This is a genomic window from Cytobacillus firmus (assembly GCF_023657595.1).
In the GTDB taxonomy this organism is placed as follows: Bacteria; Bacillota; Bacilli; order Bacillales; family Cytobacillaceae; genus Cytobacillus; species Cytobacillus firmus_B.
In genome coordinates, this window is the sequence record NZ_CP098323.1 from 1304192 (window position 1) to 1317022 (window position 12831).

Sequence of the window (12831 nt, forward strand, 5' to 3'; positions counted from 1 at the left end):
AGAGACCTTTGTTAGGAGGAAAAATATGACCGTACGTTTATTGATAGGCCGTTCCGGGAGCGGTAAAACGGAATACTGCCTTAACCAAATCCGTGATGAACTGCGGTTTAATCCGGATGGAGATCCAATCATTTATTTAGTGCCGGAACAAATGACGTTCCTTTCAGAATATAAATTAATTACAACACCTGGCCTTGGCGGAATGATCCGCAGTCAGGTATACTCTTTCACGCGTCTTGCCTGGAGAATTCTTCAGGAAACGGGAGGCATGAGCAGATACCATCTTAATAGTGTAGGCATCAGCATGCTAATCCGCAAAATCATTGAAGATAAAAAGGATGATCTTAAGCTTTTTCAAAGGGCTGCAGACAAAAATGGCTTTATTCAGCAAGTAGAACAAATAATGACCGAATTCAAACGATATTGTGTAGCTCCCGACGAACTGGCAGAAAGGCAATATCAGCTCTCGGCAAGGGGGAAGTCAAATAAGGCACTCCAGGATAAGCTGCATGATCTTGAGATAATCTATAAAAATTTTGAGGAATCCCTTTCTGGCAAATATACAGATTCCGAGGATTATTTCCGCCTGCTTGCGGAAAAAGCCTCCCATTCAGAGTATCTAAAAAATGCCGAGGTTTATATAGATGGGTTTTACAGCTTTACACCACAGGAATATGCAATTGTTGAACAGCTGATGAAGCAGTGTAAAAACGTCACAATCACATTAACGCTTGACCAGCCGTTTAAGAATAATGCTTCTGATGAGCTTCATTTATTCAGAATGCCGGGAGAGAACTATCAGACAATCAAAGAATTGGCTTCCCGCAACAGGCTGGATGTGGAAGAGATGCTCCTTTCCGAGCAAAAAAGGTGGATCACGCCTTCACTTAAGCATCTTGAGGCACATTTTGACAGCAGGCCTGCAGAGGCATTTACAGGGGAAGCGGACATTCACATTGGACAGGCTGTCAGCAGGAGAGCCGAAATTGAGGGCGTTGCCAGGGAAATTAACAAGCTTGTTCGCACAGATGGCTATCGCTACCGTGATATTGCCGTACTGGCAAGAAATGGCCAGGATTATCATGACATGATTGAAACAGTGTTCCGTGACTATGATATCCCATTTTTTATTGATCAGAAAAGAACCATGCTGAATCACCCGCTCGTTGAGTTAATCCGGTCAACACTTGAGATAATCAATGGGAATTGGCGCTATGAACCGATTTTCAGAGCTATAAAAACAGAGCTGATTTTTCCGTCCAGATTAAACACCGGAAAGCTTCGTGAGCAAATGGACAGACTTGAGAACTATGTTCTTGCCTATGGCATTCAAGGAGACAAATGGACGAAGAAGAAGAGATGGACATACAGAAGAATCAGGGGGCTCGAGTTTGAAGCAGTTGCCCAGACTGATGCCGAGAAAAAAGTAGAAGATGAGTTAAATGATCTGCGCGAAATGATTACAGGCCCAATAGTAAGGCTGCACAGGCGCTTAAGAAAGGCTGCTGATGGCCGCAGCTTGTGTGAAGCTTTATTCTTATACATGGAAGAATTGGATGTTCCTCTGAAGATTGAAAAGTGGAAAACTGCTCAGGAGGATAAAGGGAACCTTGTTAAGTCAAGGGAACATGGACAAGCATGGAATTCCATTATGGAGCTTCTGGATCAATATGTGGAAATGCTTGGTGAAGAAGAAGTGAGCCTTAAGCGTTTTGCATCCATTCTTGATGCCGGATTGGAGTCGCTTCGCTTTACGCTTGTTCCGCCTGCCATTGATCAGGTCATGGCGGCCGATTTGGAAAGATCAAGGCTAACCGATATTAAAGCTGCTTTTGTCATTGGGCTTAATGAAGGAGTACTTCCTGCCAAATTCTCGGAGGATGGTGTGCTGGCGGATGACGACAGGGAAATGCTGAACACGAACGGAATGAAACTGGCGCCGGGAAGCCGCACACGTCTGCTTGATGAGGAATTTATAGCTTATAAAGCGTTTGTTACTCCATCAGAAAAACTTTATATCAGCTACCCATTGGCAAATGAAGAAGGTAAAGCACTTATGCCGTCTCCTTATTTTAAAAGATTGGGAGATTTATTTCCTGATTGCAGGCATCATTCCTTCATGTCTGATCCGGCAGAGCTGCCGGAAACAGAGCAGCTGGAGTATGCTGATAACCTTAATACAGCATTATCGTATTTGACTTCACAGCTTCAGCTCAAAAAACGCAGCTATCCAATCTATGACCTTTGGTGGGATGTTTATAACTATTACCTTAAAAATGAGCAGTGGAGAAGGCCTGCATTGAAGGTGCTTTCCAGCCTTAATTATGAAAACAGGACACTTCAGCTTGGTGAGGACGTCAGTAAGGAATTATATGGCGACCATATTCAGGCGAGTGTTTCGAGAATGGAATTATTCCATAGCTGTCCATTTTCCCATTTTGCACAGCATGGACTAAGGCTGCGGGAAAGACAGGTATACCGCCTGGAGGCACCGGATATCGGGGATCTTTTCCATGCTGCTTTAAAATTTATTGCAGAAACAGTTATGACTCAGAAACTTTCATGGACAGATATGACGAGGGAACAGTGTGAGATCCTTGCAAAAGAAGCAGTTGAAATGCTTGCTCCTAAACTTCAAAATGAAATTCTCTTAAGCTCGAACAGGCATCACTATATTAAGAGAAAGCTTGAGCAAATTATCAGCAGGGCTTCCTATGTCATCAGCGAGCATGCCAAATCAAGCGGATTCTCGCCGGTGGGCCTTGAACTGGGGTTTGGGCCGAAAGGAGAGCTTCCTTCGCTTGCTTTTCCTCTTAAAAACGGGGCTAAAATGGAGCTTGTCGGAAGAATTGACAGAGTAGACAAGGCTCAGGATGCCAACGGGACATTTTTACGGGTAATTGACTATAAATCCAGCTCCAAGGATCTGAATGTAAGTGAGGTTTACTATGGCATTGCTCTGCAGATGCTGACATATCTGGACATCATTATTGCCCATTCCAGCTCTTTAATTGGAACAAAAGCCGATCCGGCAGGAGTCCTTTACTTCCATGTCCATAATCCAATCGTCAGCACATCAAAAATGCTGACATTGGAGGATATCGAACAGGAACTCTATAAGAAATTCAAAATGAATGGCCTCCTGCTTGGAGAAGAAAATGTAATCAAGTTAATGGACCAGACTATTGAGACAGGCGACTCATCCATTATTTCAGCGGGGTTCAAAAAGGACGGCACCCTTTCGAAGCGGTCTAAAGTGGCAAGCAAGCAGGAGTTTGATTATTTGCGCCGCTATGTAAGAAAGATGTATAGGCATACAGGCAATAAGATTACAGAGGGCAATGTTGATATTGCCCCATATAAAATGAAGGAAAAAACACCATGTACATTTTGCGCCTATAAATCTGTATGCCAATTTGATGAATCTCTTGAAACAAATGATTACAGATTATTTACTCCTAAGCCAAAAGAAGACATGATTGAAATCATCAAGAAGGAGGTGGAGGGAGATGAAAATGACCATACCGCCTAAGCCGGAAGGTGCAACCTGGACTGATGACCAATGGAAAGCGATTATGGCCAAGGGCCAGGATATCCTGGTGGCTGCAGCAGCCGGATCAGGGAAAACCGCTGTTTTGGTTGAAAGGATTATCAATAAGATTATCGCGGATGAAGATCCTATTAATGTCGATGAACTGCTGGTTGTGACCTTCACAAATGCCTCGGCAGCAGAAATGAGGCACAGAATCGGCGAGGCTCTTGAAAAAGCTATAAATGATAATCCGCGATCTGCTCACCTCAGAAAACAGGTAAGCTTATTAAACAGGGCATCCATCTCGACTCTGCACTCATTTTGCTTAGAGATGATACGCAAATATTACTACATGACCGATATTGATCCGGGGTTTCGGATCGCTGATGAAACTGAAGCACAGCTTTTGAGGGATGAAGTACTCGAAGAGCTTTTTGAAGATGAATACGGCAAAGAGGGAAATGAAGGATTCTTTGCACTTGTTGACACTTTTACAAATGACAGAAGTGACACTGCCCTTCAGGATATAATAAGGGACTTATACGATTTTGCCTGTTCCAACCCTTCGCCTAATCAATATCTTGATTCAATTGTTGAGATGTATAATGTGGACGGAGTCAGCAGTCTTGAGCAGCTTCCATTTGTCCGTTCGCTTTTGGAGGATATTGATCTTCAGCTGAAAGGAGCCAAACAGCTGCTTGAATATGGGCTTGAGCTGACCAAGCTTCCAGGGGGACCTGCTCCGAGAGCAGAGAACTTTATCGCAGATCTCCATGTTGTAAATACACTAATTGAAGCGAAAAATGATTCATGGGCGATGCTGTATGAAGCGATGCAATCATGGTCTTTTGGCAGAGCCAAAGCATGTAAGGGCGATGAATATGATGAAGGACTGGTCGAAAAAGCAAAAAAACTTAGGGATCAGGCCAAGAAAATCATAACCGGCCTGCAGGAAGAACTGTTTCTCCGCAGACAGGAAAGCTTCATGCGTGATATGGCGGAAATGAAGCCCCATATCGAAGAGCTTGTTTCGTTAGTTAAAGCATTTTCGATTCGCTTTAATCAGGTTAAAACTGAAAAAGGGCTTGTTGACTTTGCTGATCTTGAGCATTATTGCCTTGAAATTCTTTCATCACCAGATGAGGAGGGACGGCTTTGGCCTTCAGAAGCGGCTCGTGTCTGCAGAAATCAGTTCAAAGAAGTTCTGGTTGATGAGTATCAGGATACCAACATGGTTCAGGAAGCTATTTTGCAGCTGGTAACGGCAGATTCAGAAGAGAACGGGAATTTATTCATGGTAGGGGATGTTAAGCAGTCGATCTACCGTTTCCGCCTTGCAGAGCCTAATCTGTTTCTGGGCAAGTACACGCGGTTTGAACGGGATGGAGAAAGAGCAGGGCTCAGAATTGATCTGGCGCGAAATTTCAGAAGCCGTAAAGAAGTTCTGCATGGGACCAACTATATCTTTAAGCAGATTATGGGGACGTCTGTCGGTGAAATTGAGTATGACCAGGCAGCTGAACTTATTAAAGGAGCTCCCTATTCAGAGGATCAGGAGCAGCCTGTTGAGCTTGCTATTATTGACCTTGAGGGAAATGAAAAGAGTGAACCGGAACCTGAATCCATAGATGAGGGTTTTGACAGCGAAGATTTAGCCCAGTCACAGCTCGAAGCCAGATATATGGCTTCTAAAATTAAAGAAATCATTGGGAATCGGAAAGAAGTTTACAACACAAAGACTCATTCCGGGCGGCCTGCCAAGTACAGGGATATTGTCATCCTGCTTCGTTCCATGACATGGGCTCCTCAGATTATGGAGGAATTCAAACAGCAGGGAATCCCTGTCTATGCCAACCTTTCCAGCGGTTATTTTGAAGCAACAGAAGTAGCGATAATGATGTCACTTCTAAAAGTGATAGATAATCCGTATCAGGATATTCCACTGGCATCGGTTCTAAGATCTCCTATTTTGGGTCTGACCGAAGAAGAGCTTGCACAAATCAGAATCCAGAATAAAAGGGGTTCATTCTATGAAGCATTAACTTCTTTTTGCCGGAATCACCCAACCCTTGAAACGGGAGAATTAAATGAAAAGGTCCGGCCATTTTTTGATGCTCTTGAAGAATGGCGTGTAATGGCGCGGCAGGGTTCCCTTTCGGAGCTGATCTGGCATCTCTATAGACAAACCAGATTTTATGATTTTGTCGGCGGTATGCCAGGCGGAAAACAAAGACAGGCAAATCTTCGGGCATTGTACGACAGAGCCAGGCAGTATGAAGCAACCTCATTCAGAGGATTATTCCGCTTTTTAAGGTTTATAGAACGAATGCGGGATAGAGGCGATGACCTTGGTGCTGCCCGCGCTTTAGGTGAGCAGGAAGATGTTGTCCGTCTCATGACGATCCACAGCAGCAAAGGTCTTGAATTTCCTTTTGTTTTTATTGCAGGGCTTGCCCGCAGCTTTAATACGATGGACTTGAAAAAGGCATATATGCTTGATAAGGAATTTGGATTCGCTGCAAAATATGTAAATGCCGAGAAGAGAATTTCGTATCCCTCTCTGCCGCAAATTGCTTTTAAACGAAAAAAGAAAATGGAAATGCTGGCTGAAGAAATGCGGGTTCTATATGTTGCTTTAACGAGGGCGAAGGAAAAACTGTACCTGGTTTCGTCTGTCAAGAGTGCAGACAAAAAATTAAATAAGTGGCTGCAGGCATCCGAACATAAAGACTGGCTCCTGAATGAGTATGACAGGGCTTCTGCAACCAGTTATCTGGACTGGATTGGCCCGGCTCTTGTCCGGCATCGGGAGTGTGAGGCATTGAGAGGGGAAGTTCCGGTGGATCCTCTCGTCTCGGGTGATATACTTGAACACCCTTCCTGCTGGAATATAACCATAATTAAAAGCGAAGAAGCTGCAGTTCTTCCGGAAGAAGCCACTGAGGGCGAAACGGAATTGCTGAAATTGGTTTATGAAGGAAAAACTGTTCCGGCAGAATCGGCTTATAAGGATAAAGTTGAGGAACAGCTTTCCTGGAAATATTCCTTTAAGCAGGCAGCTCAAGCCAGATCTAAACAATCGGTTTCGGAAGTGAAGAGACAGCGGGAGATTTTTTCTGAAGAAGACAGCGGTACCGAATTAATCCGTAAAATCAGTAAACCGATGCTCAGCCGGCCTCGCTTTATGCAGGAAAAATCACTTTCTCCAGCTGAACGGGGTACTGCTATGCACGCTGTCATGCAGCATATTGATTTCGGCAGGCCTGCATCAGTGGAAACGATATCCTCCAAAATGGATGAGATGGTCAGGAAAGAATTGCTCACGGAAGAGCAGCGTGCCAGCGTTGAGCCACAGCTGATTGTGCAATTTTTCGAAACTGAACTGGGACAGAGAATGGTTCAGGCTAAATCGTTACGCAGAGAAATCCCCTTCAGTTTATCTTTCCCTGCCCGGGAAATTTATTCAGATTGGCAGGGTGAAGATGAACCTGTTCTCATTCAGGGGATCGTGGACTGTGTATTCGAAGATGAGCATGGTTTGGTGCTCTTGGATTATAAAACGGATGGAATCAGCGGCCGTTATAAGGGAGGGTTTGCTGAAGCAAAACCCGTTCTTGAAAACAGGTACAAAGTACAAATTGATATGTACACCAGAGCATTGGAGCAGATTTTAAAAAGGGAAGTCAATGAAAGATACCTATTTTTCTTTGATGGAGCTCATACAATTAAGTTATAGGAAAAGCCGGCAAGGGGACTTGCCGGCTTTCGTGTATGTGCAGGAGGTGTATTTATTGCGAACATCAGCTGAAAAGGCTCGCACAGCCGAAACATCCCCGCGAATTACTGCCGTCCCAAAATAAAGGGTAATGTAAAGATAAAGGAGGCTTAGCATGGGAAAAAAGCGCACAGAAACCGGAACCTGCGAATTATGCCTGAGGGAGTATACTGATATAACAGTCCACCATTTAACGCCGAAAGAAATGGGAGGCACCTTCCTGCCGACCGCTAAATTATGCATACCCTGCCATAAGCAGATTCATGCTTTATATACGAATGCAGAGCTGGCTGTCCGGCTGAATTCAATCCAGTTACTGCAGCAGGATGATAAAATCCGGAAATATTTGAAATGGATCAGGAAGCAGCCTTCATCTAAGCTGACAAAAGCAAGGAAGTCGAATGAACGAAAATCAAAAGGACGATAACGAAAGCGCTATCGTCCATTATACTTTCAATCAATTAGTTATTGCCGACATTTGGCTGATCAACCAGACTGGTATCCAGCACATTGCTGGCACTCAGGCCATTGTTTGTAATGATGAAGCCGCCCGAATTTGCGGCACCCTGTCCTGTCGTTGATTTGGAATTGCTTTTTGGAGAGATGTACAGGGAGTCTCCAAACTGCACAATACCCCCGCCGACATTGATGATTTGTACCGGTCCGATAATAGCTGGCATGTAAAACATCCTTTATGAAAAAAATTTTCATCCTTGAGAAGTGCTGTTTTTGGGATAAACCTGACGGATATGCTTGACTCGGGCTTCCATTGAAATATCTCCACTGTTTCCAATATGAATGACAGATGAGGAGGAAACCCCGATAATATCAATGTTATGCACCTTAATGATTGGGTTTAGCTGTGCAGTCTGCATGCTTATATCTTCTTCAATAGGGATTATAGGAATGGGTTCCCTGAATACGGGATATACTGAAAAATTCCCTTCCTTTGCGTTAAAATATTCAACTTCACGCTGAGCGGCAATTGCTCTGGAGAATCCTTTAATGAAACAAGAGTCCCCAATTTCAAATACTGAAGAAAAGGAAACGGTGTCAATATTGATTCTATTAACGGATGAAGTTCTTTGCAGCATAGCAGCTTACTCCGGTGTCAGAGGCACAAAAGGCCCTATCAGAAGTGATTCAGGAGGTGTATCAAAAGCTGCTGCAAGCTGGATCGATTGTGTATCGCCAACCATTAAAACAGATGAACTGGATACACCAAGCACTCTTATGCTCCCAACACATAAATCTCTGTTGTATACCTGATAGTTCATTCCTTATTCATTCCCTTCATATTCTCTGGCAAATGCGAGATAAAGGCATAGACCCCATTGTGAATCTCCTTCTTTATCAGCTCGATAATCTCTTCGTTATTTTCCTGCCCGGAGCGATTTGATGCCTGCTGCTGGGTATAGAAGTCAATCCGGTTAGGCAGCTGCTTTTTGATATCTTCTTTGATAAACTCAATATACGAGTCATCCACATTGACATTTAATTTCTTCTGGGCAAAAGCTGTAATTTCCGGAAGTTCCCTTTCTAAATATTGATAAATGGCGTCTTCAATTTCCATCGTTCTCTTCATCTGGGTTTTAGGCGAAACAGGTGCTTTAATGTTTTTGTTATCTACGGCAAAATCTTCAATGTTTTGCAGCTCAGAAGGGTTTAAGCCAATATTTAAAGTACCTTCAAGAGATTCAACCTTAAGCTGGTCAAATTTATACTCAATCCGATCCACCTGCATTGGCGGACGGCTTTTCAGAACTTCAGTTTCTTCCTGAAGTTTTTTAACCGCAGCTTCAAGTCTCCGTATTCGTTTTTCCTGTGCTTCTACAAAAGCATGCAATTGCTGAAGATAGGTATTTAGTTGCTGATTCAAGCGCACCACCTCGCTTTATTAAAATGAACTTATTGTTTCTGCCCTCATGTCAGGGGTACAGCTGGCCCCAGAAAAACACTCCCCCCTGCTGGCCCCGCCGGCGTTGGCAATTCCGCTTCAGGTGCAGGTTCAGTAAAGCCGCCAGTGTTATACAAATAAGACGCCGGCTTTATGATGCCTGCACTTCCAATCTGCATGACGGAAGAGTTTGTAATCCCGCCGATCTTTATGAAATTAATATGAATGGATTGCTGTATATAAAAATTCATAGTATCACCCGTTTTAAGCATTAAAATAATTGCCTTGATCCACGCCATCACAATCATAAGTGTTTGTTGTGCTCCGGTGATTGTAAACATTCAGGCCATCCCCTGTATTAAACGATCCAGCGCCTGAAAAGGTCTTAGCGTTAGAAACAGGCATGATCTTATAGACATCCCCAATGTTGAAGACAGAACTGCTTCCGATTGATATGACCTGTACGACTCCCACAATAGCTGGCATACATAACACCCTTTAAAATGATTTCTTGTATATCGTATGTGCCTAATTGCTGAATGTGATTAATCAGCCCAATAATATCTCAGTTGTATGTTAATTCAAGGCGACGATAAAATGTTATATAACAGACAAAATTAGTATGAAACTGTTTTAATTTTTGTGATAATATAAAATTAACAAAATTTTCTGTGAGGTGCTGTAAAATGAATGTTCCATTAATACTTATGCAGTTTTTAGACCGTGCTGTATCCCTTTACGGTTCTAAGAAAGCCATTTTTGCAGATGATCGAACTTTTACATATGAGGAATTGAACACAAGGGTTAATCAGCTCTCTTATGGTTTAAAAGCTTCAGGTATTCAAAAAGGGGATCGTATTGCTTACCTGGCACCCAATTCAGTTGAAATGCTGGAGGGGTTTTATGGAGTTTTTCAGCTGGGCGGAATAATGGTTCCGCTAAATATCAGGCTGAAGCCGGAAGACTATTTGTTCATATTGAATCACAGCGAATCGAAAATCCTGTTTGTAGATCAGGACCTTTACCATCTTATACTTCCTGTAAAAGATCAGCTGAAAACGGTGGAAAAAATCTTCGTGCATTATAAAGAGGAAGATACAGAAGAAACCGATTATGATTTATGGCTCAGCAGCCAGGCCAGCAGTCCATTTCAAAGAGAGGTCCTCGACGAAAATGACGTTTGCAGCCTTTTATATACAAGCGGTACAACCGGCAATCCTAAAGGTGTCATGCTGACCCACCGCAACAATTACCTGCATGCCTTGTCAACTATGCATCATTTGAGAGTTAGCGATCAGGATGTATTGCTGCATGTCCTGCCGATGTTTCATGTGAATGGATGGGGTTCGCCTTTTTATTACACGGCAAATGGCGCTTCTCAGGTGTGTATGAGAAAAGCCACGCCGGAAAAGATATTTGGCGCCCTTCAGGAGCATAAAGTATCAGTCATGCATATGGCCCCTACGGTACTGAATTCGCTGATGCAGCATTATGAACAATTTGCTCCTTCTGTTGAGCAGGATGTCAGGGTGGTTATAGCTGGATCGGCTCCTCCGCCAGCTTTTGTAACAAGAGTGGAAAAGGAGCTTGGGTGGGAGTTCATACAGGTATATGGCATGACCGAATCATCTCCATTAAGCACTGTATCGACGATTCGTTCTCATCTTCAACAACTTCCGCTTAACCAGCAGTACCGGATGAAAGCGAAGGCAGGACATCAGATGATTGGCTGTGAAGTCCGGGTAATCAGTGAACACGGTGAAGAAGTTGCCCATAATGGCAAAGAAATCGGTGAGGTAGTTGTCCGCAGCAACGGGGTCATGAAAGGCTATTGGAAAAATGAAGAGGCAACAATGGAAGCGATTCGGGACGGCTGGCTTCATACCGGTGATATGGGAAATGTAGACGAATATGGCAATATAGAAATCGTTGACCGAAAAAAAGATATTATTATCAGCGGCGGGGAAAACATCTCATCTATCGAAGTAGAAGGGGTATTATACGAGCACCCTGCCATCTCGGAAGCAGCTGTCATTGCAGTGCCTCACGAAAAGTGGGGGGAAACGCCTCATGCCTTTGTAGTCGTGCGACATGGGAATACACTGACTGAGCAGGAGATTATCAGTTTCACCAGGGAGAAGCTGGCCCACTTCAAAGCAGTAACGGGAGTGAGTTTTGTCGAAGAGCTGCCGAAAACGGCTTCAGGGAAAATTCAAAAAATCCACCTTCGGAACAGCTACTGGGAGTCGAAAGGGAAAACAGGCCGTTTTGTTAATTAAAAGAAAGCGGGAATTTTTCAATGTTGATTTCCGTCCAGCTCCAGCGCCTAGTTACATGCGCTGGAGCATTTCTTTTCTGGACAAGCAGAATATAGCTCTCTATCATTAAGGTTAGATTTTCTTATCAAAGAAGGAGGAGCTTTATGGACAGGCAGGTCAGAACAGTTCTGGAGAAGGATCGGATCATTTCGCTGGATATTATGAGAGGGTTTGCCATTCTCGGGATTTTTTTAGTTAATATGCTTTCCTTCCATTCACCATATCTGTACATTGATCCTTTTGAATGGTGGGACAGTCCGTCAGATAAAGGGGCTTATGCGTTTATCGATATCTTTGTGCAGGCAAGCTTCTATCCTTTGTTTTCAATGTTGTTCGGTTATGGGTTAGTCATTTTAAGGGAGAGGGCAATGGCCAAAGGCCTTGGGTTTGGAGGAATGGCTGCAAGGAGATTTTCCCTTTTGCTGCTGATAGGCATCATTCACGCTTTTCTTATTTGGCATGGGGACATTTTAATAAACTATGCAATCTTTGGCTTTATCTTTTTATTGTTTGTAAAAATGTCCGGAAAACATATGCTTTTAACTGGAATATTGCTTTATATCATTCCCAATCTGCTATTTGTTCTATTGTTATTTGCAACAGTTCTGGTTGTTCCGCCTGAAGATCTGTCAATCTATGACCAAGAAGCCGCATTAGCTTCTTTACAGGCCTATCAAAATGGAAGCTTTTCCGAGATTGCCTCACAGCGTATCAAGGATTGGTCAGGTGTTAACAATCTTGCTTCACTGCCTATCATGCTGGCATCTATTTTTCCTTTATTTTTAATAGGGGGAGGAGCAGCCAAGCTGCGATGGCTAGAGGAGCCAGTAAAAAACCGGGCATTCCTCATGAAAATTATGCTGATCTCTTTGGCTGCAGGGTTATTGTTCAAATTGCTTCCTTACATAACGGTAAGCAACCTGGGATTGGATTACATGCAGGACATATTTGGAGGTCCGCTGCTGGCAATTGCTTATGGCTTAGGGATAGCGGTGATGATAAACAATAGTCATGGACCAGGATTCCTGCTGCCGCTTTCATATGTGGGGAAAATGTCGCTCTCAAATTATCTTTTCCAGTCGATTATCTCGACTTTTATTTTTTACAGTTATGGTTTAGGGTTCTATGGGAAGGTCTCTGCATTTTGGGGGACACTTTTAGTTATGGTCATCTTCACTTTCCAGATCATCATCAGCCGCTTCTGGATTGCCCGCTATTATTATGGACCTGTCGAATGGCTCTGGAGGAGCTTCACTTATTTGAAGGTCCCTAATTGGAAGAGAAAAGGTTAAAATTGTCCAAAAAACTG

11 protein-coding genes are annotated in these 12831 nt (G+C 43.4%); 5 read left to right on the forward strand and 6 right to left on the reverse strand.

What is annotated here, in order from left to right; genetic code table 11:
* The first annotated feature begins 25 nt into the window (after nt 1–25).
* The 3 genes from addB (at nt 26) to NAF01_RS06895 (ending at nt 7734) form a co-directional block, all read left to right on the forward strand.
* A complete protein-coding gene (addB, locus tag NAF01_RS06885; RefSeq protein ID WP_250802006.1) occupies nt 26–3532 on the forward strand; it encodes a helicase-exonuclease AddAB subunit AddB in 3507 nt (1168 codons plus the stop codon).
* Entirely contained in the window at nt 3510–7268 is a 3759-nt protein-coding gene (gene addA / locus NAF01_RS06890) for a helicase-exonuclease AddAB subunit AddA (RefSeq protein ID WP_250802007.1), read from the forward strand. The genes addB and addA overlap by 23 nt, the downstream gene beginning before the upstream one ends.
* 154 nt (nt 7269–7422) lie before the next feature.
* Nucleotides 7423–7734 (forward strand): HNH endonuclease, encoded by a 312-nt coding sequence (locus NAF01_RS06895; RefSeq protein ID WP_163145302.1) that lies wholly within the window; start codon nt 7423–7425, stop codon nt 7732–7734.
* Nucleotides 7735–7768: 34 nt separating this feature from the next.
* On the opposite strand, the gene NAF01_RS06900 is transcribed toward NAF01_RS06895, so the two are convergent.
* The 6 genes from NAF01_RS06900 to NAF01_RS06925 are packed head-to-tail and all read right to left on the reverse strand — an operon-like array spanning nt 7769 to nt 9690.
* Nucleotides 7769–7987 carry a spore germination protein gene (locus NAF01_RS06900; RefSeq protein ID WP_048011202.1) on the reverse strand — a complete coding sequence of 73 codons (219 nt, stop codon included), beginning with the start codon at nt 7985–7987 and terminating at the stop codon, nt 7769–7771.
* A 27-nt stretch (nt 7988–8014) separates the two neighbouring features.
* Nucleotides 8015–8401: a spore germination protein GerPE gene (locus tag NAF01_RS06905; protein WP_048011203.1), complete on the reverse strand. Its 387-nt coding sequence runs from the start codon at nt 8399–8401 to the stop codon at nt 8015–8017.
* A 6-nt stretch (nt 8402–8407) separates the two neighbouring features.
* On the reverse strand, nt 8408–8584 hold the full coding sequence (locus tag NAF01_RS06910; RefSeq protein WP_197214613.1) for a spore gernimation protein GerPD: 177 nt from the start codon (nt 8582–8584) through the stop codon (nt 8408–8410).
* Entirely contained in the window at nt 8581–9186 is a 606-nt protein-coding gene (gene gerPC / locus NAF01_RS06915; RefSeq protein ID WP_250802008.1) for a spore germination protein GerPC, read from the reverse strand. The genes NAF01_RS06910 and gerPC overlap by 4 nt, the downstream gene beginning before the upstream one ends.
* A 44-nt stretch (nt 9187–9230) precedes the next feature.
* Nucleotides 9231–9455, reverse strand: a complete 225-nt coding sequence (locus NAF01_RS06920) for a spore germination protein GerPB (protein WP_048011210.1) — start codon at nt 9453–9455, stop codon at nt 9231–9233.
* A 13-nt stretch (nt 9456–9468) separates the two neighbouring features.
* Complete coding sequence (locus tag NAF01_RS06925; protein ID WP_082139024.1) at nt 9469–9690, reverse strand: spore germination protein; 222 nt, start codon at nt 9688–9690, stop codon at nt 9469–9471.
* Nucleotides 9691–9890: 200 nt separating this feature from the next.
* Between NAF01_RS06925 and NAF01_RS06930 the strand changes: the two genes are divergently transcribed.
* Both NAF01_RS06930 and NAF01_RS06935 read left to right on the forward strand, forming a co-directional pair.
* Nucleotides 9891–11483, forward strand: coding sequence for a long-chain-fatty-acid--CoA ligase (locus tag NAF01_RS06930; protein ID WP_250802009.1), 1593 nt, complete (start codon nt 9891–9893; stop codon nt 11481–11483).
* A gap of 143 nt (nt 11484–11626) precedes the next feature.
* Nucleotides 11627–12814, forward strand: a complete 1188-nt coding sequence (locus NAF01_RS06935; protein ID WP_250802010.1) for a DUF418 domain-containing protein — start codon at nt 11627–11629, stop codon at nt 12812–12814.
* Nucleotides 12815–12831 lie beyond the last annotated feature (17 nt).